22 protein-coding genes are annotated in these 25062 nt (G+C 31.4%); 18 read left to right on the forward strand and 4 right to left on the reverse strand.

What is annotated here, in order from left to right; translation table 11 throughout:
• Positions 1 to 40 precede the first annotated feature (40 nt).
• The 5 genes from DP68_RS15845 (at position 41) to DP68_RS15865 (ending at position 6298) form a co-directional block, all read left to right on the forward strand.
• Positions 41 to 976 (forward strand): ribose ABC transporter permease, encoded by a 936-nt coding sequence (locus tag DP68_RS15845; RefSeq protein ID WP_035311272.1) that lies wholly within the window; start codon positions 41 to 43, stop codon positions 974 to 976.
• 30 nt (positions 977 to 1006) lie between these two features.
• Positions 1007 to 1918, forward strand: coding sequence for a ribose ABC transporter substrate-binding protein RbsB (gene rbsB / locus DP68_RS15850; RefSeq protein ID WP_035311274.1), 912 nt, complete (start codon positions 1007 to 1009; stop codon positions 1916 to 1918).
• A 282-nt stretch (positions 1919 to 2200) separates the two neighbouring features.
• The gene (locus DP68_RS15855) at positions 2201 to 3199 is read left to right on the forward strand and encodes a LacI family DNA-binding transcriptional regulator (protein ID WP_035311276.1); all 999 of its coding nucleotides are present in this window, start codon (positions 2201 to 2203) and stop codon (positions 3197 to 3199) included.
• Between the two features lie 64 nt (positions 3200 to 3263).
• The gene (locus DP68_RS15860; RefSeq protein WP_035311277.1) at positions 3264 to 3704 is read left to right on the forward strand and encodes a hemerythrin family protein; all 441 of its coding nucleotides are present in this window, start codon (positions 3264 to 3266) and stop codon (positions 3702 to 3704) included.
• 20 nt (positions 3705 to 3724) lie between these two features.
• Positions 3725 to 6298, forward strand: coding sequence for a 3'-5' exonuclease (locus DP68_RS15865; protein ID WP_291549810.1), 2574 nt, complete (start codon positions 3725 to 3727; stop codon positions 6296 to 6298).
• A gap of 295 nt (positions 6299 to 6593) precedes the next feature.
• On the opposite strand, the gene DP68_RS15870 is transcribed toward DP68_RS15865, so the two are convergent.
• A complete protein-coding gene (locus DP68_RS15870) occupies positions 6594 to 7625 on the reverse strand; it encodes a glycoside hydrolase family 25 protein (RefSeq protein ID WP_081957279.1) in 1032 nt (343 codons plus the stop codon).
• Between the two features lie 198 nt (positions 7626 to 7823).
• Here DP68_RS15870 and DP68_RS15875 point away from each other — a divergent pair, with 198 nt between their 5' ends.
• From DP68_RS15875 to DP68_RS15930, 12 genes are all read left to right on the forward strand, one after another.
• Positions 7824 to 8150: a cytochrome c biogenesis protein gene (locus DP68_RS15875; RefSeq protein WP_035311279.1), complete on the forward strand. Its 327-nt coding sequence runs from the start codon at positions 7824 to 7826 to the stop codon at positions 8148 to 8150.
• Positions 8151 to 8651: 501 nt separating this feature from the next.
• Positions 8652 to 10268 (forward strand): phosphoenolpyruvate--protein phosphotransferase, encoded by a 1617-nt coding sequence (gene ptsP, locus DP68_RS15880; RefSeq protein WP_035311282.1) that lies wholly within the window; start codon positions 8652 to 8654, stop codon positions 10266 to 10268.
• A gap of 37 nt (positions 10269 to 10305) precedes the next feature.
• The gene (locus DP68_RS15885) at positions 10306 to 12318 is read left to right on the forward strand and encodes a glucose PTS transporter subunit IIA (RefSeq protein ID WP_035311283.1); all 2013 of its coding nucleotides are present in this window, start codon (positions 10306 to 10308) and stop codon (positions 12316 to 12318) included.
• A 197-nt stretch (positions 12319 to 12515) separates the two neighbouring features.
• The gene (locus DP68_RS15890) at positions 12516 to 13931 is read left to right on the forward strand and encodes a hypothetical protein (RefSeq protein WP_035311285.1); all 1416 of its coding nucleotides are present in this window, start codon (positions 12516 to 12518) and stop codon (positions 13929 to 13931) included.
• Positions 13932 to 14091: 160 nt separating this feature from the next.
• The gene (locus DP68_RS15895) at positions 14092 to 14568 is read left to right on the forward strand and encodes a sigma-70 family RNA polymerase sigma factor (RefSeq protein ID WP_291549839.1); all 477 of its coding nucleotides are present in this window, start codon (positions 14092 to 14094) and stop codon (positions 14566 to 14568) included.
• A 2-nt stretch (positions 14569 to 14570) separates the two neighbouring features.
• Entirely contained in the window at positions 14571 to 15461 is an 891-nt protein-coding gene (locus DP68_RS15900; RefSeq protein ID WP_052085853.1) for a hypothetical protein, read from the forward strand.
• 589 nt (positions 15462 to 16050) lie between these two features.
• Positions 16051 to 16692 (forward strand): GTP-binding protein, encoded by a 642-nt coding sequence (locus DP68_RS15905; protein ID WP_035311289.1) that lies wholly within the window; start codon positions 16051 to 16053, stop codon positions 16690 to 16692.
• A 38-nt stretch (positions 16693 to 16730) separates the two neighbouring features.
• Complete coding sequence (locus DP68_RS15910) at positions 16731 to 17117, forward strand: hypothetical protein (RefSeq protein ID WP_035311290.1); 387 nt, start codon at positions 16731 to 16733, stop codon at positions 17115 to 17117.
• Between the two features lie 42 nt (positions 17118 to 17159).
• Positions 17160 to 17900 carry a TIGR03943 family protein gene (locus DP68_RS15915; RefSeq protein ID WP_035311292.1) on the forward strand — a complete coding sequence of 247 codons (741 nt, stop codon included), beginning with the start codon at positions 17160 to 17162 and terminating at the stop codon, positions 17898 to 17900.
• A 148-nt stretch (positions 17901 to 18048) separates the two neighbouring features.
• A complete protein-coding gene (locus DP68_RS15920; RefSeq protein WP_052085854.1) occupies positions 18049 to 18981 on the forward strand; it encodes a zinc ABC transporter substrate-binding protein in 933 nt (310 codons plus the stop codon).
• Positions 18982 to 19165: 184 nt separating this feature from the next.
• Positions 19166 to 19477 (forward strand): nucleoside triphosphate pyrophosphohydrolase, encoded by a 312-nt coding sequence (locus tag DP68_RS15925; protein ID WP_035311294.1) that lies wholly within the window; start codon positions 19166 to 19168, stop codon positions 19475 to 19477.
• A gap of 269 nt (positions 19478 to 19746) precedes the next feature.
• A complete protein-coding gene (locus DP68_RS15930) occupies positions 19747 to 20328 on the forward strand; it encodes a hypothetical protein (protein ID WP_035311295.1) in 582 nt (193 codons plus the stop codon).
• Between the two features lie 45 nt (positions 20329 to 20373).
• Here DP68_RS15930 and DP68_RS15935 read toward each other — a convergent pair whose 3' ends face one another.
• From DP68_RS15935 to DP68_RS15945, 3 genes are read right to left on the reverse strand one after another with little or no spacing between them, the layout of a single operon-like run.
• Positions 20374 to 21165: an ABC transporter ATP-binding protein gene (locus DP68_RS15935; protein ID WP_035311296.1), complete on the reverse strand. Its 792-nt coding sequence runs from the start codon at positions 21163 to 21165 to the stop codon at positions 20374 to 20376.
• Between the two features lie 4 nt (positions 21166 to 21169).
• The gene (locus DP68_RS15940; protein ID WP_081957283.1) at positions 21170 to 22237 is read right to left on the reverse strand and encodes an iron ABC transporter permease; all 1068 of its coding nucleotides are present in this window, start codon (positions 22235 to 22237) and stop codon (positions 21170 to 21172) included.
• The gene (locus DP68_RS15945; protein WP_291549827.1) at positions 22237 to 23256 is read right to left on the reverse strand and encodes an iron ABC transporter permease; all 1020 of its coding nucleotides are present in this window, start codon (positions 23254 to 23256) and stop codon (positions 22237 to 22239) included. Before DP68_RS15945 ends, DP68_RS15940 begins: the two co-directional genes overlap by 1 nt.
• Before the next feature lie 196 nt (positions 23257 to 23452).
• On the opposite strand from DP68_RS15945, the gene DP68_RS15950 reads away from it, so the two are divergent.
• Positions 23453 to 24412, forward strand: a complete 960-nt coding sequence (locus tag DP68_RS15950) for an iron-siderophore ABC transporter substrate-binding protein (RefSeq protein ID WP_052085855.1) — start codon at positions 23453 to 23455, stop codon at positions 24410 to 24412.
• Positions 24413 to 25062 lie beyond the last annotated feature (650 nt).

Genomic DNA, 25062 nt, shown 5'->3' on the forward strand with positions numbered 1-25062 from the left:
TAATAACTAATGATTAGTGAAAAGGAAAGGGGAAGAACTGATGAATAAGGATGTAAAGAGCACGCTTTTGAAGTTTAAATCATTACTTGGATTAATAGTTCTTTGTGTGATTATATCAATTGCAACTCCAAGATTTTTAAATATAAATAATATATTAAACGTATTAACTCAGGTTTCTGTTAATGCAATACTTGCAATAGGAATGTCTTTTGTAATACTTACTGGAGGAATTGACCTTTCTGTAGGATCAACTTTGGCACTTGCAGGAGCAATAGCAGCAACTTTTGCTAAAGGAGCGGGTGGTGGAATATTAGTTCCACTCTTAATAGCAATTGTTTTAGGAGCTATAATAGGACTTTTTAACGGTGTATTTGTTTCAAAGGGTAAAATGCAGGCATTTATCGTTACATTAGCTAGTATGACAATATTTAGAGGAGCAACTTATGTATACACTAATGGTACTCCGATATCAGGGATTTCTGGAAACTTCATAAACATAGGAAATAAAAAAATAGCAGGAATTCCAATGCCGGTTCTTATAATATTTTTAGTGTTTATAATAGCTTGGTACATTTTAACTCAAACAAGATACGGAAGATATGTATACGCACTAGGCGGAAACGAAGATTCAGCAAGGCTTTCAGGTATAAATACTGACAAAGTGAAAACACTAGTATATGTAATAAGTGGAATTACTGCAGCACTTGCAGGAGTTATAGTTACCAGCAGAGTAGGTTCTGCTTCACCGAATGCTGGAGCAGGTTTTGAATTAGATGCAATAGCAGCAGTAGTACTTGGAGGAACAAGCCTTTCAGGTGGAGAAGGTTCTATAACAGGAACTTTAATAGGTGCTATGATAATAGGGGTTTTAAATAATGGATTAAATCTTATGAATGTTTCTCCATATTATCAGTCTATCGTAAAAGGTGCAGTAATATTATTTGCTATATTACTTGATAAGAGAAGTAAAAAATAATTAAAAAATAAATAAATGGAGGAGTTTAAAATGAAAAGAACAAAGGTAAAAATGCTTTCACTTGCTCTAACAGGAATACTTATGCTAGGAGGACTTACAGGCTGTGGACAGCAAGCAGGACAGAAAAAAGATAGTAAGAAAATTGGTCTTGCAATATCAACTTTAAACAATCCTTTCTTTGTATCTATGAAGGAAGGCGCTGAAAAGAAGGCTAAGGAACTTGGATATGAATTAGTTGTTTTAGATTCTCAAAATGAAGCAGCAAAAGAAAGATCTAATATTGAAGATTTAGTACAGCAGGGAGTTGCAGCAATAATTGTTAACCCAACAGATAGTGATGCAGTAGTAAATGCTATAAAAGTTGCAAATGATGCAGAAATTCCAGTACTTACTGTAGATAGAAAGTCAAATGGTGGAACTGTAGCAACTCATATAGCTTCTGATAATGTTAAGGGCGGACAAATGGCAGCAGAATTTATACTAAATAAATTAGGTGGAAAAGCAAACATAGTTGAACTTCAAGGAATACCAGGTGCTTCTGCAACAAGAGATAGAGGTACAGGATTCCACAAGGGAGTAGACAATAAAGCTGGAGTTAAGGTTGTATCAAGCCAGCCAGCAGATTTTGATAGACAAAAAGGATTAAGTGTTATGGAAAACATAATACAGGCTACTCCAAACTTTGACGCTATATTTGCTCACAATGATGAGATGGCATTAGGTGCTTTAAAGGCATTAAAGGGTAAAAAGGCTTTAGTTGTAGGATTTGATGGAACAGCAGATGCTATAAAAGCAGTGGAAGCTGGAGAAATGGCAGCTACAATTGCACAACAGCCAGATCTAATGGGAACTATGGCTATTGAAAATGCAGTTAAAGTTATAAACAAAGAAAACGTGGCAAAAGAAATACCAGTAGATTTAAAAATTGTAGAAAAGAAATAATTTAGCAACTAGTGGAGGTACTAGGTTCTAGGAATAAGGAGATAGGAAATGTAGAAAGTTTTTATATGGAAACTTTCATCCAGTCCTAAACCCTAAGTCCTAATTCCTAGTACCTTTTTACGATATAGAAGATTATATATTTTTATACTATATGGTGTAATTAATTTGTACAAATGGCTTATTGTGTTATAAAATAAATTAGAATCTATAAATTTATTCAGGGGTTTACCATAACTAGTAACTATTAATTTTTAACTATTAACTAGAACAAGAGGGGTTTTTATGAAGAAAATTACAATGAAGGATATAGCTGAAATGGCTAAGGTATCTAAGACCACTGTATCCATGGTTTTAAATAATAGAGAAACAAACATAAGTGAGGAAACTAAAAATAGGGTATGGGAAATAGCAAACAAATATAATTATATTCCTAATTCTGTTGCAAGAAGCTTAAGCACAAAGAGAACAAATACTATAGGAATAATTTTACCAGATATAACAAACCCATTCTTTTCTGAAATTGCAAGGGCAATAGAAGATGGGGCAGGGAGCTTAGGGTATAATGTAATATTCTGCAATACAGACAATGAGGAAGAAAAAGAAAATAGATATACGCAGCTTCTTATAAGTAAGCTTGTGGATGGCGTTATACTTATTTCAGGTGGAGAAGGATATCAAAGTATAAAAGTATTAAAAGATAATAATATTCCCTTTGTAGTGGTGGACAGACATATAGAACTTGAAGAAGAACATTACGGAGTGTATGTTTTAAACAAAGAAGGAATACGAAGAGGAATGGAGTATTTATATAATAAAGGAAAGAAAAAAATAGCCTTTGTAAAGGGACCTTATGGATTAAAGACCTCTGAAGAAAGGTTTTTAGGATACAGGGAGTGTATGGATCTAAAAGGATTCTATGATGAAGCTTTAGTGGCACAAGGAGACTTTACTATTGAAGGTGGAATAAAAGCTACAGAAGAGATATTAAGTAAAAATGAAAATGTAGATGCTATATTTTATAGCAATGATATAATGGCTTGTGCAGGCATAAAATACCTTATAAAGAAAGGTATAAGAATACCCGAAGATATAAGTGTAATGGGATTTGATAATATAACCTTAGCAAGTTTTTTTGAGCCAGAACTTACAACCTTAGCACAACCAATATATTTAATGGGAAGGGAATCCTGTAAAATGCTTATAGATTTAATCCTGGGAAATCCTATAGATAAAAATCAGATATACTTTGAAACAGAACTTATTGTTAGGAAGACAGTTTAGTATATATAATACTTAGTTAGTTTAGTTTAAAGACTAATTATTAAATGAAAAGGAGGAGATAAATGTGTTTGAATGGAAAGAACAATATGACACTGGAGTTAATGCAATAGATAAGGAGCATAAAAGGCTTTTTGAAATAGGAAGTCAAATATATGCTTTAGCTAAAAATGATAATTATATTGATTACTATGATAAAATAATGGATCTTATAGAAGAACTTAAAAGTTACACTGTATATCATTTTAATAATGAAGAAAAAATAATGAAGCTTTATGAATATCCTAAATATGATGAGCAAAAAGACATGCATTATAAGTTTATACAAAAGATTAATAATTTAGACTTAAAGGCAATAGATGCAAATCAACAAGGATCAATCTTAGAACTTCTAGAGTTTGTATGTAAATGGATAGAAAGCCATATATTAAGGGAAGATGTTCAGATAAGAGATTATTTACAAGATTTAAAAACGGGAGTAAAACTTAAACTAGGCAAAAGATACTAACTAATAATATGGAGGGTACTGTGCTGAATTTTAATAATGAGCTAGCTAGCTGTAATGAAAAGCAACTTTCAATAGTACAGGAATTAGATAAAAATGTACTGCTATTGGCTTCAGCAGGGACGGGAAAAACCAGAACATTATGTCTAAGAATTGCAAATATATTAGAGAAAAAAAGGGCAGAGGCAGAAGAAGTATTATGCTTAACCTTTACAAATAGAGCATGCAGGGAAATGACAGAAAAAATAAGTGAAATGCTTGGAAAGATTGGGCAAAGCGTAAAAATAAAAACCTTTCATAGTTTTTGCTTTGATATAATAAAAGAAGAGGCAAAGGAACATACAGATATACCTTCTGATTTTATAATATATGATGAAGAGGACACAAAGGAAGTAATAGGGGAGTTTAATATAAATAAATTCCCTGTAAATTCTATTCAATCCTTTATAAGAGAAGTTAAAGAAAAAAAGGCTATTTATAAACAAGGCACTTATGAGGAAATAATAGCTTCATTATATAAATATGAAATAGAAAAGATAAAATCCATATGTGTAGATAATAACTATAAGGTAAGACTCGATATGGTAAAGTATATTGAAACCTATGGGGCTAAATTTATAGAAGCTTATAATGGAAGACTTTCAGAAAGACATGCAGTGGATTTTGATGATCTTTTATTGAACTGCAATGAACTATTTTTACAGGAAAAGATAGTAGAAAAATGGAGAAAAAAATTTAAGTATTTACATATAGATGAAGTTCAGGATACAAGTGAGCTGGAATATAATATCATTTGTAAATTGTTTAATGGAAATAACATTTTGATGTGTGGTGATAAGTTTCAAACCATATATGCTTGGCGAGGATCTAATCCAGAGATTATACTTAAGAAATTTAAAGAAGATTACATCCCTACATTTGTTGCTTTCGATGAAAACTATAGAAGCAGCGAAACACTTTTAGATGCTTCCTATGGATTTTTAAAAAATGCTTTTAATGAAGAAGTAAGTGAAATATATAAAGATGGCATAGAATCTAAAGTAAGTTTTACAGGAGATAAAATTAAACTTAAAATTGCTTCAGATTTTAATGAAGAAGCTAAGTGGATTTTTCATAATATAAGCGATCTTAAACAGCAGGATGTAAAAAAAATTGCAATACTTACCAGAGGAAATAGAACAGCTAAGGACTTAAGTTCCATTTTTACTATGATTAATGCAAGCAGTCCAAAGGAAAAAAGGTTAGAGTTTTTGCTTGTGGATGATTTTAAATTTTTTAGACGACAAGAAATTAAGGATATACTTTCTTATTTGAAGTTAATTAAAAATCCCTTTGACTATACAAGTCTTAGAAGAATAATTAAAAGATTTGTAAAAGGGGTAGGAGATAAGAGCATAGAAGAAATAGAAAGTAAGGATGCTAAGGCGCTGGGGATTAGGCTTACAGATTTTATAAATAGCTTTACACTAGACTATGGAGATCCCTACAGACCACTTTTGGATGGCCTAAGTGAGGGAAATGTAGTTATATTTGATGTGGAAAGCACGGGAGTGGATACTGAAAAGGATGAAATAATTCAAATATCTGCAGTGAGGATAAATGATGAAGGTAAGATACTAGATAAATTTGAAAGGTTTTTAACACCTACAAAAGGCGTTGGAACTTCCTATGATGTTCATGGATTTAGTGATGACTTTTTAAGGGAAAATGGGGAACCTAAAGAAAAGGTTTTAAGAGAATTTAAAGAATATGTGCAGGATAGAATTGTACTTGGACATAATGTATCCTATGACATAAATATTTTTAGTAGCGAGCTTAAAAGGTTAGGATTAGGATATGCAGAATTCATAACTTATTTTGATACATTGGACTTAAGCAGAAGATTTTATCCAAGACTTAAAAATCATAAGCTTGAAACCTTAAGTAATTTATTTGATACGGAAGTAAAATCTAGCCATAATGCTATAGATGATGTACTTGCAACTAAAGATGTACTTTTAAACATCTTAACAGATAAGCTTTTACCTATTTTAGATGAAAGAGAAGAATTTTATAGTAGATATAGTGAAAGGTTTATGGAGCTGTGCGATGATATTAATGATTTAAGGGAAGAAGCAAAGATTGCAAGAACCTTTGATATCATTACACACATAGTAAATATTTCAGGAATAAAGGATGTATATAGTAAAGAGCCTCAAAGAATTGAAAACGTAAGGAATCTTTACCTCATAGCTAAAGAGGGAGATAATGAAATAATGGCACCAATGGAGGCTTTAGCAGAATTTTTAAAACTTACAGCTCTTTCAAATACTGAAATAGAAAGCATAACTTCAAAGAGGCCTAAAATTCCAATTATAACAGTGCATCAAGCTAAGGGAGCAGAGTTTGATCATGTATTTCTGGCAGGACTCCAAGAAATGATATTTCCAAGTTACCAATCAGTAAAGTCTGGTGACTTAAGAGAAGAGGCAAGAACCTTTTATGTAGCCATGACTCGCGCTAAAAAAAATTTATATTTGAGTGCTTCAAGAAATGGTGGCAAAAAGCCAAGTAGGTTCTTAGAAATGATACCAAGCGAGTTTGTTGATAACAATTAATTTTTATTGAAATTTCACTAAGGTGAAATTTCTTCCTTTAGCAGTTTCAGTGATATTTTTAATGTTGAATTATAGTATGGGATTTACATTGTAGAAAGCATTGAGTAAGTATTAAAAGGTCTCTATTTCTGAACTTAAAATATCGTTAAGAACCTTCTACTGTGTGAGCAAAGCGAGTTTAGAAGGTTTAGATATTTTAAGGGCAGAAATATTAGACCTTTTTTACGAAACGAACGCTTTCTTAAATGTAAATCTCATACGGCCCATTCAACATTACCTTAAAATGTCTATATTATTAATCAATAGGGTAGTCAAATTTATCTGGGTAATTTAAAAACAGATCATAGTCTCCTCGTGTAAGATTGTCACCAGCATATCTATTTTGAGGTACTGTTACGCTAGTTCTTCTAGTTGAAAAATCTCCATCTACGTCAAAGGCTTCTATGGCAACTTCGATAGCCCTGTCAGGTCTAATCCTTACTCTGCTTAAAGGAATTACATAGGATGTAGCATTTTTACTTAAAGTAGTTATATAATTTGCATTTGCAAATAAGTTATATCCATTTAAGTCTATGTCAGGATTCTTATCCCATGAAACATAAATATTTTTGCTATCCATAGTTGCGCGAAGCCCAGAAACTGGTACAGGAGGTCTTAAAAGGTCTATGCTATCAGGGCCCCAGTTTAGATCCACAGGATTATCTACTCCATTAATTCTTCCGTCTTCTGTATACTGCCAAATCCTCCATCTAGTCCATCCACCAGCATCTCTAGGAATTGGAGGATTTCCTGGAATGCTTGTATACATTGCTATCCATAAGGGCATATCCTTAAGTATAAATCCACGTCCAGGAATATAGAAATTATTATAAATTTCAATAAAAAAAGCACCTGTATAGATCATAAGTTTTCTTCTAGTCAATCTTTCAAAGGTTTTTCTAAATCTATCTACCCAGTTAAGTAAAACAGAAGTAGGTATAGACCCATCAATAGGGGTTTCTACGTCAACTACAGGAAATAAATCCCCATAATCATTTTCACCAAAGGCTGCTTCTAAGGTATTTGCAAAATCAGTAGCCTGGAGTTCGGCAGTTCTTAAATCATAATTTGGAAGTGCATAATGATATGCGCCAACGGGGATTCCAAATTGTCTAGCACCTTTTGCAAATTCAAAGAACTTCCTATCTATCCTAAAAAATCCGCTGCCAGAGCCTGACGCTCTAAGATATAAAAAGTCTACAGTTCTAGCTAATACTTGAAAATTTACACCTTGACTAAATTCATTTATGTCTGTGCCAAAAAGGCTTTTATCAGTTCTAGGTTGCATTATTTCCTCCAAAAAAAGTTCTCTTACTTATTATATTAAGTTAACTAGCATAAGGTGACATATTTTAAGTGTAAAATATTAGATATTTGATTTTTAATAGTAGGCAGAAAGATGTGAATTACTATAAATAGGATAAATGCAAATAATATATTAAAATGAAATAAGAAATTATATTAATTGAGAAAGGAAGTATATATTATGGATATCAGCGTGGTAAAAATAGAAACCTTCATTCCAAAGGAATATGTAGATAAGTTAAGGGAAGCCTTAAACGAAATTGCAGCATTAAGCATCGGAGGAAATTATGATAACTGTATGGCAATTTCAAAGGTAACAGGATATTGGAGGTCGCTTAAAGGCGCAAATCCATTTGAAGGAGAAGTAGGAGAGCTTTCCTGTGAAGAGGAGTGTAAAGTGGAATTTTGTTGTCTTATAGAGGTGGCAAAACAAGCAGTGGAAACAATAAAAAAGGTTCACCCTTACGAAGTTCCTGTAATAAATGTTATACAGTTAATCAATTTTTAATGTTGAACATCCCACAGAGAATTTGCATTTATGAAAACGTTCATTTCGCAAAAAAGGTCTAATATTCCTGAAGTAAAAATATCTAAACCTTCTAAACTCCCTCTGGTCAGACAATAGAAGGTTATTAACGATATTTTTACTTCAGAAATAAAGACCTTTTAATGCTTACTCAATGTTTTCTACAATGCAAACTCCCTGCTTGTGTTCAACGTTAAAAATATCATTCATGCTTATATTCATTTAATTTATTTATTCTTGAAAGTACAACTTCGCGTTTAACCATAATTTTATCTCCTAAAATATTCACCTTTTAATAGTAAGGAAGAAAGACTAGTTAAGCAAAAAGCATCTACCTCTTTCTTAAAAAGCTTTGCCTTGTTTTAATTATTGATTTTTCGTAAATACTAACCATAGATTGATAATATGCATGCAAAACTAATACATATGCAAGATAGATCAATGAAAATAGAGGTTGTAATAAATATACGAGGAGGCAAAGTAATGAAAAAAGGAATAGCTGCATCTAATGGATATGCTATAGGTCAAGTATTTATAAAAGAAAATAGGGAAATTTCTATAGTAGAAAGAGTTATAGAAGATTTAGAGGAAGAAAAAAGCAGATTTCAAAATGCTATAGAAAGTTCAAAAGAGCAATTAACAAAGATAAAAGAAAAAGCAGAAAAGGAACTAGGAAGTGACAAAGCAGCAGTTTTTGAAAGTCATATTATGCTTTTGGACGATCCAGAATTTACCGGAGCTGTTGTTATGAATATAGAGTCAAGCAAGATAAATGCTGAAAAGGCTTTAAGTGATGTTATAGAAATGTATATGGAGATTTTTGCTGCCATGGAAGATGAATATATGAGGGAAAGAGCAGCAGATATAAAAGACGTTGGAAATAGAATATTATCTAATTTGGCAGGAAGGGGAGAAAATACATTAGAGGATTTAAAGGAAAACACAGTAATTGTAGCCCATGATTTAACTCCTTCTGATACTGCTAGTCTTGATAGAAGTAAAGTTATTGGATTTATAACCAATATAGGTGGAAGAACATCACACAGTGCAATAATGGCAAGAACTTTAGAAATTCCTGCTGTTCTAGGTCTAAATGATATAACTGAAAGCGTTAAGAACGGGGATATAGTAATTGTAGATGGATACCAGGGAGTAGTTTTAATTAATCCAAATGAAGATACTATACTGGAATATAGAAAGAAAAAAGAAACTTATGAGAAAGAAAAAGAAGAACTTAAAAAGCTGATAAATGTAGTAACCGTCACTAAGGCTGGAAAGCACGTAGAAGTTGCAGGAAATATAGGTAAGGCAGAAGATATCCATCAAGTACTAGAAAATGGAGGAGATGGCGTAGGATTATTTAGAACAGAATTCTTATATATGGATAGAAATGATATGCCATCGGAAGAAGAACAATTTGAATCATATAAATATGTTGCTGAGAAAACAGAAGGTAAACCAGTGGTTATAAGAACACTTGATATAGGGGGGGATAAAAAATTACCATACTTACCACTACCAAATGAAATGAATCCATTCTTAGGCTATAGAGCTATAAGACTTTGCTTAGATAGAAAAGATATATTTAAGATACAATTGAGAGCATTACTTAGAGCATCCGCCTTTGGTAACATAAAAATAATGTTCCCAATGATAGCTTCATTAGAAGAATTCGTAGATGCAAAAGAATTACTTAAAGAATGTATGGATGAGCTAAGAAAAGAAGGAAAGAATTTTAATGAAGGGCTAGAAGTTGGAATAATGGTAGAAATACCTGCTGCAGCTATTTATTCAGATGAGCTTGCAAAGCATGTTGACTTCTTCAGTATAGGAACTAATGACTTAATTCAATACACTTTAGCTGCTGATAGAATGAATGAAAAAGTTTCATATTTATATAATCCGAAACATCCTGCAGTTTTAAGATTGATAAAGATGACAATAGAAGCAGCGCATAAAGAAGGAAAATGGTGTGGAATGTGTGGAGAGGCAGCGGGAGACGAAGATATGATACCAATTCTTGTTGAATATGGACTTGATGAATTTTCTATGAGCGCAACTTCCATATTGAAAGCAAAACAAATTATAATGAACAATTAGTATAAATGGCTCAAGGAGAATAATAGGAGGTATCATTATGAAAAAATTATTTGCTGTTTTGCAAAAGATAGGTAAATCATTAATGCTGCCAGTATCTGTTTTACCAGCAGCAGGATTACTATTAAGATTTGGTCAACCAGACTTATTAAATCTACCATACATGGCGCAAGCAGGAGATGCTATATTTAGCAATCTTCCAATGATTTTTGCAGCTGGAGTTGCTATTGGTTTCACTGGTGGAGAAGGTGTTGCGGCTTTAGCTGCTGTTGTAGGTCAATTTGTTTTGCAAGCTACTATAAAGGTAGCAAGTGCAAGCTTTGCAGCAGTACTAGCTGCAAAGCTTGCGGCTGAACAAGGAGTAACATTAGAAGCATTTATGAAAACAGCAGCCTATGCTGATGTAGTTTCAAAGACAACTATTAATATGGGGGTTTTTGGAGGTATATCAATAGGCTTAATATCAGGTGCTCTATATAATAGATTTCATGATATAAGGCTGCCACAGGTTCTTGGTTTTTTTGGTGGAAAGAGATTTGTACCGATAATAACTTCTCTTGTAGCTTTAGTATTTGGAATTATTGGAGTTAGTATTTGGGCTCCAATTCAAAATGGAATAAATGTATTTTCACAATGGGCATCAACTTCTATATTAGGGCCAGCGTTTTATGCAGCAGGAAAGAGATTACTGATTCCAGTAGGATTACATCATATGTATTATCCAGCCTTTTTATATCAATTTGGAGAATATGTATCAAATGGAGTAACTTATTTTGGTGATTCTCCAAGATACTTTCATGGTGATCCTACTGCAGGATACTTCATGGCTTCAGAGTTTCCAATATTGATGTTTGGTCTTCCAGGAGCTGCTTTAGCTATGATTGCAGCAGCTAGGAAGGAAAATAGAAAAAAGGTATCTGGTATGATGATTTCAGCGGCATTTGTAGCTTTCCTCACAGGGATAACAGAGCCAATTGAGTTTTCATTTATATTTGTAGCACCTATGTTATTTGTTTTTCACGTTGCAGCTGCATTTTTATCTGGTATTATTACAAGTTTACTAAATATTAGACTCGGGTATACATTTTCGGCTTCCTTTATTGATTATCTATTGGGATTTAAATTTGCAGGTAATCCATGGTTAATGTGGTTAGTTGGGCTAGCTTTCTTTTCATTATATTTTGCAGTTTTTTATTTTACAATTAGGGCTTTAAATTTAAAAACTCCTGGTAGAGAAGATGAGGAAGAAGCAGTAGTAGCTCCTATAAATGCTAAAGGTAGTGAAAAAGCTGCAAGGGTACTAGAAGCAATAGGAGGAAAAGAAAATATAGAAGTTCTGGATGCTTGTATCACAAGGCTTAGGCTTACTTTAAAGGATCCATCAAAGGTTGATAAAGGTACGTTAAAAGCACTTGGGGCAGCGGGAATATTAAATGCAGGAAATAGTGTTCAAGTTATTTTTGGAACAGAGGCAGAAAAAATTAAGGATAATATAAAAGCTATTATAGCAAATGGAAGTCATGCAAAACCATGCAATGACGAGATAAAAGAAGAACTTGGGGAAGTAGCTATTGATGATAATAGAAAGACTAGTAAAGGTTCTTATTCATTATATAACCCAATTGATGGTGAAATTGTTGAACTAGAAAAGGTTCCAGATGATGCTTTTTCACAAAAGATTTTAGGAGATGGTTTTGCAGTGGTGCCTTCTGGAAATAAGGTATATGCTCCAGCTAGTGGAGAAATAACAGTATTGTTCCCAACTAAACATGCTGTAGCAATTACAACAGAAGAAGGATTAGAAATTCTAGTTCATATAGGCATAGATACAGTTAACTTAAATGGGGAAGGCTTTACATCTCATGTTAAACAAGGTGATAAAGTTAAAAAGGGAGATTTATTAGTATCTTTTGATACTGAGTTTGTTGAAAAAAATGCAAAGAGTTTAATTTCCCCAATAGTTATAACGAATATGGAAAAGGTAGAAAGCATTACAGTTGACTTCTCTAAGAAGAAAGCTATGGAAGAGGTTGCAAAAATTATATTCAAATAAGATTTATATAAGAAGTATTAGAGGAGAATCCATATTATTTTTCTCTAGTACTTCTTTATTTTATTTATGCCTGTAATAAAGTCCTTGGTTTTCTATAATAGCACTGATTTATTCCCATTCTAATATTATATATTACAACAATAAATACGCTAAAAATTAAGAAACAATAATGCTAAAAGTTAGGAGGAAAATTTATTATGGGAAGATGCTATGATGGAAATCTATTGGAGAATTCAAGCTTTGAAACAGGCTTAACTGGTTGGACAGTAAATAATGTAACTATATCAGGAGATCGCCCATTTGAAGGGGTAGCTACAGCTAGAATGGGCCAGACAACTGCCAGTATGTTTCAAGATGTTTTACTAGATAGAATTTGTAGAAAACCTTTATTTTTAAGCTTTGAAATGCTTCCGCTTCCTTGGCAAGAACCCAATGCCGTTGGTAAACTTGTAGCAGAAGTATTTTGGATAGATGACAAAGAAAATATTATAGGAACTGGACTTAGAACACTTATACCAGAGGAAAGAACCTCTTGTGGTGATAATAGATTAACCTTTGTAGAAATAACTGATATGCCGCCAGAAAATGCAGTTAAGGCAAGACTTCAATTTTCTAAGGGAACAACAGAAATCAATACTACAAATATACTTGATATAGATAATATAATACTTGCACCAATAGGTTCAATTAATTTAGTAAAAAATTCAGGATTTCAATTAGGGCTTAACAATTGGAGCTTTAGTAATGCATCTGTACAGTTTACAAATATTTATGAGGGAACTGCAAGTATAAATTTAGAACCCAATGGTACACTCACCCAAAATATAGTGATTAATAATTTGCCGTATAATTCAAATTTTTTATTGAGCTTTGCGATTGATGCACTTAGAGCTGATGATTTTCCAGGGGAAACTTTTCTTAGAGCTCAAGTAATATGGCTTAATAAATTGGATAGTCCCATTGGTACAGGGCTTGAATTACTAATAGATGGGGACAAGATTCAATATCAGCGTAATTACGCCACCTATGTGGATGTAACAACCAGAGCACCAAAAGGTGCAGTTACTGCTCAAGTTAAACTTACAAATACTGATCCTAATTTTGGATTTAACATTGATAAAGTTATATTTGCGAGAGTTGGATCAGGAAATCTCATTGAAAATTCAGGTTTTGAAAATGCTTTAAGTATAAGTCCTTGGATAGTTCAAGGAACTACTGCAGTAGAAACAACCACTTGGGCATATGAAGGAAGAAGAATTGCTAGAATTTCTAATTTAGGTGGATCTATATCTCAGACTGTTACAATGGAAAAGAATTATTGGTATCTTTTAAGCTTTGGATATCATAATTCTAATGAAAATACGGGAAATATGCTTGTAGAGGTGTACTGGCTTGATTCTAATGATCAGGAGGTTGGAGTAGGACTTAGTATCATCGCTCCTAGTATTATCAGGTATGGTAATGGCATTAGTATTGAAGGGGATTGGATCACTTATTTAGGAGTTACAGATCTTGCTCCAGAAAATGCGGTTAAAGCAAGAATACAATTTTCTAGATTATCAGGAAATGCTTCGATTAATATAGATAAAGTGGTATTTGTACGACTTGTATAAAAATAGGATAAAGAAATTCTGCCTAGGCAGAATTTCTTTTTTATTGTTTGAAACTTTTTGCGTGGTAATAAAGTCTAATGGGTGTAATAATTGTATCAGCTGATGCTTTAAAATATATTGGGGGGTGTGAGCTATATTTAGCTTTACAAGAAACAAGACTATTAATGTTAACGAATTTGAAAATTTAATAAAAGAAAATAAGGAAAGGTTATATAAAATTGCATATAGTTATGTAGGAAATTCTTACGATGCTATGGATATTGTTCAGGAAGCAGTTTATAAGGCCTATGTTAAGAAAAGCAATTTGAAGCAGCCAGAATATTTTATGACTTGGATAACAAGGATATTAATTAATTGTGCTATAGATTTCTTAAAGAAATCAAAGAAGATAACAAATTTTGATGAAAATTTCAATGAAGCTGATAAGAACAAGGTTACTCCAGAGGAAATAATTGATTTATATTCTGCTTTAAAGGATCTGGATGAAAGGTCAAAAGCTATAGTAGTATTGAGGTATTTTGAAGATATGACACTTAAAGATATTTCAAATATTCTTGATTTACCACTAAGCACTACTAAGACCATACTTTATAGAACTCTTAGTGAGTTGAAAATAAAATTAGAGGAGAATGATTAATTATGAGTAAAAAAATAGATGAGTTAAAAAACAGCTATGATGATATAGAAATTCCAAAGGAACTTGATGAGAAGATTAATTCGGCAATAAAAAAGGCAAAAACAAGAAAGAAGTTTAATGTAACAGGGGGAGCAGTAGCTGCAGCAGTTCTCACCTTTACCTTGTTTATAAATACCAATGCTGCATTTGCAAAAAGTATGAGTTCAATGCCGGTACTCGGCAAGCTAGTTCAAGTTCTTCGGTTTAATAAGGGTATAGGATACGGTGGGGATATAACAGACGGAGCAGATATAGCATCTATAGAGAATTCTAATAAGGGTAATACCTCAAAAATTACAATCAACGTGGCAACCATTATGAATACTATGAATAAATTTAAAGCGGAATATAAAGATTATCCAAGTACTATGATTTTTACAATGTATGGAACAAGAAATATGAGTGCAGAAAAAGAATTTGAAGAATTAAAGAAGAACCCTTTCATAAAAGATGTTTATAAAATAATAACTTTAGATGATTCTACCGTAAGATTTGCAGTAGTCTTCAATTTCCCAGTGCAATATGAAATAAAAGAATATAAAGATCCCGCTAAAATTGAAATAAGCTTAAAAAAATTAAAGTATGATAGATCAAAAGTTGTATATTCTGTTAGAAGCGCATCTTATGAGATGGGTGAAGGTCTTGGTATAGTTGAGGAAGTATTTTTTAAAGCTGAAGATAAAAGAATACTAAAAGATGAAAGTGGGAAGTTTGCTGTAGAGCTTAAATACTATGACTCTAAAGAAGAAGCTGAAAAAGCTCTTAATGATTTTAAAGATGAATTTGGAGATATAGTTAAGTTATTTATTGAAGAAAGAAAAGAAGGGAAAGCTGTAAAAACCATTCAACAGTAGATAATATATTACCACGTTTTTAATGCTCTGGGTCATAGAGAATTTTCATCTAGGAAGGCGTTCATTTCGCCGAAAACGGCTAATATTTATAAATTTAAAATACCTAAGCCGCCTAAACTTGATATCGCTCAGACGGCGGCTCTTAACGGTACTTTTAATTTATAAATAAAACCGTTCTAAGGCTCATTCAATACCTTCTACGATAAAAATTCTATGCTTCCAGAGCATTAAAAAGTTCTTCATGTGAACTACTAAATGAAGAAAGCCAGCTAACTGAATTTCTAAGTTATTACAAAACTTGTTACATAAAAATTTTTTAAAGTGGTAGTATTTGAAACTGTGAAAAATTGTAATAAATAAAATTAATAGAAAAATTTAATTTACAAGTTAAAAATCGAGCAGTATATCGAAAGACTCGTAATAAAAGTTTAGTTCAATAATATTGTAGGACCTATCGGTCTGCGGGCTTATCAGCCCTTTGAAAAGTGTCAATTAAAAATGTCGTAATATCCTTTTTGTATCATATAAAATTTTTTTGAAGCATAACTATAATATTGTGGAAAACACAAGAATTATAAGGAGTTGAATTATGGAAATTAAGAGTGATATTGAAATAGTGGCGGGAGTTTTGGGCTCAGGGAAAACCTCACTTATAAATGCACTACTTAATATAAATTTAATACCTAAAGAAAAAGTTCTCATTTTACAAGAGGAAATAGGAGGAAGAGAAATTGAGAAAAGGTTTAAACAAAATAGTAATATAATAATTAGGAGTATTTGCACTGAACAGCCACTTACAAAAGAATATTTTAAGTATTTAGCAAATTTACATCATCCCAATAGAATCATAATCGAAATGGATGAAACAAAAAATCTAGAAGAAATACTAGGAATGCTAAATGAATCAGAAATAAAAAAAGTTAGTAGAATATCTACTATATATTATGTGGCAGAGGCTCAAAACTTTGAAAACTATTTGAAAAACAATAATTCATTTTTAGTACCTCTATTAGCTCACAGTAATTTAATACTTTTAACAAAATGCATATTTTTAAGAAAAGGCCAATGGGAAAGTATAAAGCTTGCTATAGAAGATATAAACCCAAAAGCTTTTATGTTAAGAGCAGACAGCATGGGAAGTATTGAAAGAGTACTTAAAGAATCCCATTTAATAGATAGAGGTATACTTAAGAAGTTAAGATTTAAACTTAATAAAATTCTATGTATTTAATGAAGGCTTTAAATACTATTAGTTGCGGGGGGATTAAAATGGAGAGATATTCATATTTGACTTTTAAAAACCTCATAAAGCTTATAGGAACGATATTTATTATGTGGGCGTTATGGATAATTTTTGTATTAAATGGAGAAGAACTTTTAGGACATGGATTAAAAGAATTTTCTATTATATTTATAAGCATATTACTTACAGCACTTCCATTTATGTTATTAGTAGCATTTATAATTTCATTCATCCAAGTTTTCTTTAGTCAAAGTATAATCTCAAAGAAAATTTTTAAAAATAGGGAAATTTTAAAGTATGATAACCAATCATTAAGAATTTCTAAAGTGTTGCAAGAAACTACTTATAAATTTATGCTTATAGGAAAGTATTTTATATTTGGTGCTTTAGTATATTCTTATTTGTATTTTTAGTAGTTTTAGATTCAACTATTAATGATATTTCAAGGTGATATTATGAAGAGATTTAATGTGGAACATTTATTAAACTTTATAGTTCTATTTAGTTTGGTGACAGCACTATTTTATTTGATTAAAACAGGAAACATAAATAATTTTTTACATCCTCACATGCAAAAGTTAACTTTAATATCCTTAGGTGCGTTAATAATTCTTACTATAAATGAGTTTTTTAATATATTTTCAATGATTGAGAAGAAAAAATTAAATATTATAGGATATGAAATATTTTTTGTAACCATAATTATAGGAATGTTTGCTTCAGTAGGTGGAATGCATGTGCATGAAAATACTAATAAAAATGTAGTTTTAAATTTTACGGAAAAGAGTAACAATATTAAAGGTGATACACATGAAAGTGTAAATGTTGAAGCTATAGCAGGTGGAAGTATAATAATTGATGAAAAAAATTATTTATATATGATAGGAAAAATAAATGAAGACAAGGATGCATATAAAGGAAAAAGCATAGTTTTGGAAGGTTTTATATTTAAAAATGATAGTTTTAAAAATGATGAATTTATAACAGCACGATTTGTTATGAAATCTAGTGCTATAGATACTCAAATTGTAGGGATGCTTTGTAAATATAAGGACTCTTCTAAGCTTAAAATAAACGATTGGGTAAGAGTTGAAGGGGTAATCGATTATGAAAAGGTTTCTGAAAGAGACTTAACTGTATTAAAGGTGAAAAAGGTTAACAAAATTGAAAAGCCAGAAAATAGCTATATATATTAACTTTTATACTGATTTGTTTAATAAATTGTAAACCCTGTTGACTTTATAAAGTGCTGAAACTATTATTAATATAGTCTTTGGTTTAAAAAATTATTGATGGGTGATTTTTTAAAGTAAAGACTTATTTTTAATTTATGAGGTGAAAAGTTTGTTAAATAAGATCATGCGGTCTATAGCAATTCTCGCCATTATGGTGATTTTCCCCGGATGTGCTAATGATTCAACGGTAAATGGTGAAAAACAAGACTTACCCAAAAGCCCTAACAGTAAAATTCCTGTTGTGGTAACTTTCAATCCAATGAAGGAATTTGTAAAGGCAATTGGAAAGGATAAAGTAGATATCACCACTATGATACCCACTGGAATGGCTCCACATAATTTTAAGCCGCAAAAAGAAGAGTTAACCCATTTAAAGACAGCAAAGCTATTCGTGTATAATGGTATGGAAGTTGGTGAATGGGTAGATGAAGCACTTGAAAATATTAATAATAAGGATTTAATTGTTGTAGAAGCATCAAAGGGAGTAGAGTTTTTAGAAAATCCCAAGACAAAAGTAGGGGAGTACTATGGAAACTATGATCCGTATACTTGGTTAAGTTTAAAAAATGCTCAAATAGCATCAAAAGATATAAAAGAGGCGCTAGTTAAAATAGATCCTAAAAATAAAGATTATTACGAGAAAAATTATGATAATTTTTTTGCAGATTTAGATAACTTATATACAGAATATAAGCGTAGATTTTCTCAGGTTAACAAAAAAGTAGTATTAACGGGACATCCAGCATTCGCATATCTATGTAGAGAATTTGGACTTGAACAGATAAGTATAGAAAAGTTTATTACAAAATCTATACCGTTGCAAGAAGAAATAAATAACTTGTCTAAATATTTTAAAGATAATTCTATAAAGGTTGTTCTTGTAGAAAATGGCGAAAATATTGATATTTTAAATGCTCTAGAAAGAGATGCGGCAATTGAAGTTAAAACAACATATTGTATGGAAAAAGGGCAATCGGATAAAAGTTATATAGATAGCATGAGAATTAATTTAGATAACATATATGAGAGCTTAGCGAAGTAGGAAACTACTTCGCTTTTATTTTCAAAAATGGAGTATTGTCATATAGATAAAACGAATAAATTACAGTTTAAAGGTAAAAATTATAAAGATATAATAAAAACTACTTCAACCATAGAGTTCGACATTAACGAAGATGATAAGTACGAAATAAATTCCTTAATTAGAGGAGGAGTGAAAAACACAAATGAGTCTATGTAATAAACTTGTAAGAGATAAAATACCTGAAATACTGGAAAAAGAGGGTAAAAGGTATGTAATACAATATGCAGAAAAAGAAAAGATGCTAGATTTATTAAAAGATAAGCTTAAGGAAGAATCAAGAGAATTTTTGCAAGATAACAGTTTAGAAGAACTTGCAGATATAGTTGAAGTAGTTTTTTCTTTAGCTAATGAACTTGGTTACTCAGAGGAAGAAGTTTTAGTTAAAAGAACTGAGAAAAGAGAAGAAAAGGGCGGATTTGAGGAAGGTATAGTACTTGAAAGAGTATGTGAATAGAAAATTTTTATGAATAGTTTATATTTAATAGTTCAAAAAGATTTTTATTAAAATGATATTTATAAAGCAGCAAATAAGAACTTTAGATAAAAATCGGAGATAATCCGATTTTTTTATTGCTCTTTTTCTATATATTAAGATTGTTTAATTACCAACCATATATTTATTTAATTAAATAGGAATTTAAAGCTGTTTGTGTACATATAATTGTATAAAAACAGCAAGTATAAACTATCAACTATTAAATAAAAATGCGGGGGGATTAAATTATGCATATAAAGGATTTAATTGAGAAGTACGGAAGTGATTTAAGCCATCTTACTTTAGAAGACTTCAAAGATGTGGATTTTACTAAAACCTATAGGGATATATTAGAAAATCATAAATACACAATAACTCACCTTCCTAATCTACCAGAGCTTTTTCAAGTTATAAAAGATAAGAGCTTATATTTAGGATATATTCCAGAGGGGGATTATTCTAACTTTAATTTTCAGGATGTAAATTTAAATGGATGCACTTTTAATGAAAAGTCAATTTTACCTAGTGATTATGACTTGTTTCAAAATATAAGATATATGAGCTTAGAAGAAGTAACCTTGCCACAAGGAGACTATTCTAATTATGATTTTACAGATGTAAGTGTTTCTGGGACAACCTTTACTCCAAGCTCAATAATCCCTAGGGACTTCTTTAGTAAGGTGTATAAGAAAAGTGTAAAATATGCATTATTACCTTTAGCCGATTACACTGACTATGATTTTCAAGGAGTAGACTTAAATATGGCATTTTTTAGGCAAGGCTCTGTGCTTCCAGAAGAACTTAAAAAATTAGCAGTGAATCTTTCATAGATATTAAGCCTAGTTGTTTTCAACTAGGCTTTTATAAAATATTAATTATATTACTTTATCAAGATTTTGATATGTTATGCACATAGGAGTTTTAAACAAAGGACACTCAATTATTTTTGAATTTATTCCAAATACATCTTTAATAAGTTTTTTATTGATAACTTTTTTAGGGTCTCCTTCATCATAAACCTTACCATCTTTTATTGCAATTATATGGTCTGCATATCTGCAAGCTAAGTTAATATCATGTAAAACTATAACAATAGTTCTCTGTTCTTTTTTATTTAACTCCTTTAGCAAGTCAAGCACTTCAATTTTATACTTTATATCTAAATGATTTGTAGGCTCATCTAGTAAGATAGTATCAGTTTGCTGTGCCAAAGTCATAGCAATCCACACTCTTTGCTTTTGACCACCAGAAAGATCTGAAATTTTTTTATATTTAATATCACTTAATCCTGTTTTTTCTAAAGCATAATCTACAATTTTTTCATCTTCCTTGCTCCACTGGCTAAAAAAGCTTTGATAAGGATATCTGCCCTGCTTTACAAGATTAAATACAGTTAAATCGGAAGGTGCTGAAGGAGATTGAGTGAGAATAGCAAGTTTCTTAGCTATCTCATTTGAAGATTTTTCAAATATATTAATATCATCTAAGAGGACTTGGCCAGATTGAGGTTTTGCAAGTCTTGATATAGTCTTTAGTAATGTGGACTTTCCACAGCCATTACTACCCACTAATATAGTTATTTTATTTTTTGGTATTGTTACATTTATATCTTTAAGTACTATATAATCATCATAAGCTAAAGTTAAGTTTTTGGTTGATATACTCATTTTATTACCTCCTTTTAAGAGAACTTTGATTTTTAATTAAAAGATATATAAAAAATGGGGCACCTATTCCAGCAGTAAATATTCCCACCGGCAAATCCAAAGGAGAAAATAAAGTTCTGGCTGCCACATCTGATAAAATAACAATTATTCCACCCACTAATGTGGATAGTGGAGTTATATTTTCAAAGGATGAATTAGTTAATTTTCTAGATATATGAGGAGCAATAAGTCCTACAAAGCTAATTCCACCACCAACTGCTGAAGCACCACTAGCTAAAGCAGCACTTAAAATCATAAGTATAAATCTATTTTTTTCTACTAAGCTTCCTAATCCCATGGATATACTATCGTCTAAATTTTGCATGTTTAGCTCTCTAATGTATATCATGCTTATTAGAAACAAAGCTAAAAACCAAATGGATAACAGCTTAACATGGGTCCAATTAGTGCCATATACTGTTCCAGTAATCCATAGTTGAGCTTCTTTTATAAATACAACAGGCCCATTAATTATAAGGATTGACGTCAAGGCTTTTGCTGCACCTGCTATAGCGATACCAATTAGTATAAGCCTGTAGGGAGTAACTCCTTTTTTAAAGGATAAAAAATAGACTAAAATCACTACTAAGAAGGCTCCAGCAAAGGCAAATATAGGCATATAAAATATACTAGTTGTTAAGGCGTTATTTTTAGGGTCAGTAAATAGTGTTAAGAAAATAAGTGCACCTACAGACCCTCCATCTGTTATTCCCATAATATTTGGGGCTGCAAGGGGATTCTTGACAACTCCCTGGAGTATTGCTCCAGATAACCCTAAAGAACCTCCAACTAAAAATGCAACTAAAGTTCTTGGCAGTCTTATAGTGTTAACAATTAAAGAATTCCCGCCAGTAAGATTTCTATCAAATAAAATTTTAATTACTTCAATAAAGGATAAATTTTTCTGTCCTATGCTTAAACTAAATATTAAGGACAATAATGAGAGAATTATAGTAACTAGTACTATAAGAGCGCTTCTTTTTTCATATATTAAAGAAAAATTTCCTTTTCTAAATATCAAAAACTTTTTCATCAGTTATTTTCCACCTTTCTAGCTATATAGATAAAGAATGGGGTCCCTATAATAGCTGTAACTGCTCCAACAGGAAGTTCCTTTGGATATATGATAAATCTTGAGGCAATATCTGCAGATAATAAAAATATACATCCTAGGACTATACTATAAGGTATTACCCATTTAAATTCAGGACCAACTAAGAAACGAGTGAAATGAGGAATAACCAAGCCTACCAGTGTAATTGGACCTGCAACTGCCACGGAAGCACCAGCAAGTATAACCACTAATAAGATTATGCTAAGCTTTAAGAATTCTGTATTTAGTCCTAGACCCTTAGCCATTTCCTCACCAAGTGAAAATATATTTAATTTAGCTGAAAGTAAAAAACAAACTATCCAGGCTATAACTAAAAATGGCATTACTTTTAATAGCAAATCTAAGCTTCTACCTTCAACAGATCCAGTAAGCCAGTATAAAATTTCTTCCATGGTTTTCTCATCTTTGTATAATACAATTTGAGTAAAAGACATAAAGAATGCAGAAATTGCAGCACCGGAAAGAGTTAAATCAAAGGTTTGAACAGAACCCTTTAAGCCTCCAGCTAGTCCATATACAAGAATTACTGCTATAAAAGCTCCAATAAAGGAAAAGAGTACAGCAAAATCTTGAGATAAATTAGGGAAATAACTATATATAAAAACCATAAAAAATGCAGAACCAGAATTAATACCAAGTAATCCTGGAGAAGCCATAGGGTTTTTGGTAAGAGTTTGCATAAGTACTCCAGAAAGGCTTAAGCTGCCACCTATAAATAATGCAGTTAAAGCTCTAGGAACCCTAGAAGTTCTTAAAATTATCTGTTCAGTGGTATTCTCATAGTTTGTATATGTATTTAATAAATCCCAAGGGGAGGTCTTTATATAACCTAAAAGCAAGCTGCCTAAAAAACAGCATGCTAAAAAAGCAATAAGTGCAGCTAATACTATAAATTTTGATTTATTACTTTCTAAATTAAATTTTTTAATCTTAATCAAGATAAACATCCTTTCATATATACTATATAAGTGTGTGTAAAGTTTATTGAAATGGTTCACTTTTAATATAAACTATTATCAGCCAATCGTCAATGAAAATCATTAACAAATGTAAGTGAAAATCATTTGCAATTAGAAAAAGTTTATGATAATATATAAATCGTCATAAAAAATAAATTAAAAAAGAGGTGTACATATGAAGGCAAGAAAGATTTTAAAGACTTTAGCAATATTAACTGCGTTTGCAAGTATTACAGCATGCTCAGGAAAGAGTAATGAGGTAAAACCAGAAGAAATTGCAGAAAGCAATAAAAGAGTAATAGAACATGCAATGGGAAAGACAGAAATAAAGGGAGAACCTAAAAAAATAGTAGTACTTACAAATGAAGGCACAGAGGCATTATTAGAGCTTGGAATCAAGCCAGTAGGGGCTGTTCAGTCATGGACAGGAGACCCATGGTATAAACATATAGAAAAAGAAATGGAAGGCGTTGAAAACCTAGGACAAGAGAGCCAAGTTAATATAGAGGCAATAGCAGCTTTAAATCCAGATTTAATAATTGGAAATAAAATGAGACATGAAAAAATATATGATCAGCTGTCTAAAATTGCACCTACAATATATTCAAATACATTAAGAGGTGAATGGAAAGATAACTTTAAGTTTTATGCAAAAGCATTAAATAAAGAAAAAGAAGGAAATGAAATAGTTAAAAAGTTTGATGATAGAATATCAAGTATATCAAAATTAGCAGGAGACAAATTAAAGACAGAAATATCCATAGTAAGATTTATGCCTGGTAAAACAAGAATTTACCTAGGAGATACTTTCTCTGGAACTATCTTAAAGCAAATAGGATTTGCAAGACCTGAAAATCAAAGAAGTAATGAATTTACTGTGGAAATAGGAAAAGAAAGATTAAAAGAAACAGATGGACAAGTTATGTTTTACTTTACCTATGAAACAGGTGATGGTAAGGGAAATGCTAGAGAAAAGGAATATTTAGAAGACCCTATGTTTAAAACATTAAATGCATCTAAAAACAATAAGGTTTATAAAGTAGATGATGCTATATGGAACACAGCTGGAGGAGTTAAGGCCGCAAATCTTATGCTTGACGATATAGAAGATTTAATTAAGTCAAACAAGCTATAAAGTATTACGACATTTTTAATGCTCTGGGTCGTATAAAATTTTCATCTAGGAAGGCGTTCATTTCGCTAAAAACGGCTAATATTTATAAATTTAAAATTCCTAAACCTCCTAAACTCGCTGTCGCTCAGACAGTAGGAGGTTCTTAACGGAATTTTAAATTTATAAATAAAGCTGTTTTAAAGCTTATTCAATGCCTTCTACGATGAAAATTCTATGCTTCCAGAGCATTAAAAAGTTCTTCATGTGAACTGCTGAAGGAAGAAATTCAGGGAGCTGAATTTCTAAAATATTTTAGGAATTACTATATAAAAGTCTTTTATGGCGGCAGCCCTGGAGGGTACAAGAACTTATAGCAGTAAATGAAACGAATTGAAAAGTTTAATTTTGATAGTATGATAAAAGATTCTTAATAAAAAATATAATACTTAATATCTTATGACCTATCGGTCTGCGGGCTTATCAGCCCTTTGGCAATCGCCAATTTAAGGGGATTTCGTCAGAACGAAATTCCTTCCTTCAGCAGTGCGGATGAAGACATTTTTAATGTTAAATTTGGTATGGGTTCTGCATTGTAGAAAGCATTGAACAAGCAATTAGAAGCTCTTTATCCCTGAATTTAAAGTACCGTAAAGAACTTTCTACTGTCTGAG

This window comes from Clostridium sp. HMP27 (genome assembly GCF_000765165.1).
In the GTDB taxonomy this organism is placed as follows: Bacteria; Bacillota; Clostridia; order Clostridiales; family Clostridiaceae; genus Clostridium_AK.

Coding starts and splice junctions, on each gene's coding strand:
- DP68_RS15845 (WP_035311272.1), top strand. CDS start 41: ATGAATAAGGATGTAAAGAGCACGCTTTTGAAGTTTAAATCATTACTT.
- rbsB (WP_035311274.1), top strand. CDS start 1,007: ATGAAAAGAACAAAGGTAAAAATGCTTTCACTTGCTCTAACAGGAATA.
- DP68_RS15855 (WP_035311276.1), top strand. CDS start 2,201: ATGAAGAAAATTACAATGAAGGATATAGCTGAAATGGCTAAGGTATCT.
- DP68_RS15870 (WP_081957279.1), bottom strand. CDS start 7,625: ATGCAACCTAGAACTGATAAAAGCCTTTTTGGCACAGACATAAATGAA.
- DP68_RS15875 (WP_035311279.1), top strand. CDS start 7,824: ATGGATATCAGCGTGGTAAAAATAGAAACCTTCATTCCAAAGGAATAT.
- ptsP (WP_035311282.1), top strand. CDS start 8,652: ATGAAAAAAGGAATAGCTGCATCTAATGGATATGCTATAGGTCAAGTA.
- DP68_RS15885 (WP_035311283.1), top strand. CDS start 10,306: ATGAAAAAATTATTTGCTGTTTTGCAAAAGATAGGTAAATCATTAATG.
- DP68_RS15890 (WP_035311285.1), top strand. CDS start 12,516: ATGGGAAGATGCTATGATGGAAATCTATTGGAGAATTCAAGCTTTGAA.
- DP68_RS15900 (WP_052085853.1), top strand. CDS start 14,571: ATGAGTAAAAAAATAGATGAGTTAAAAAACAGCTATGATGATATAGAA.
- DP68_RS15905 (WP_035311289.1), top strand. CDS start 16,051: ATGGAAATTAAGAGTGATATTGAAATAGTGGCGGGAGTTTTGGGCTCA.
- DP68_RS15910 (WP_035311290.1), top strand. CDS start 16,731: ATGGAGAGATATTCATATTTGACTTTTAAAAACCTCATAAAGCTTATA.
- DP68_RS15915 (WP_035311292.1), top strand. CDS start 17,160: ATGAAGAGATTTAATGTGGAACATTTATTAAACTTTATAGTTCTATTT.
- DP68_RS15925 (WP_035311294.1), top strand. CDS start 19,166: ATGAGTCTATGTAATAAACTTGTAAGAGATAAAATACCTGAAATACTG.
- DP68_RS15930 (WP_035311295.1), top strand. CDS start 19,747: ATGCATATAAAGGATTTAATTGAGAAGTACGGAAGTGATTTAAGCCAT.
- DP68_RS15935 (WP_035311296.1), bottom strand. CDS start 21,165: ATGAGTATATCAACCAAAAACTTAACTTTAGCTTATGATGATTATATA.
- DP68_RS15940 (WP_081957283.1), bottom strand. CDS start 22,237: ATGAAAAAGTTTTTGATATTTAGAAAAGGAAATTTTTCTTTAATATAT.
- DP68_RS15950 (WP_052085855.1), top strand. CDS start 23,453: ATGAAGGCAAGAAAGATTTTAAAGACTTTAGCAATATTAACTGCGTTT.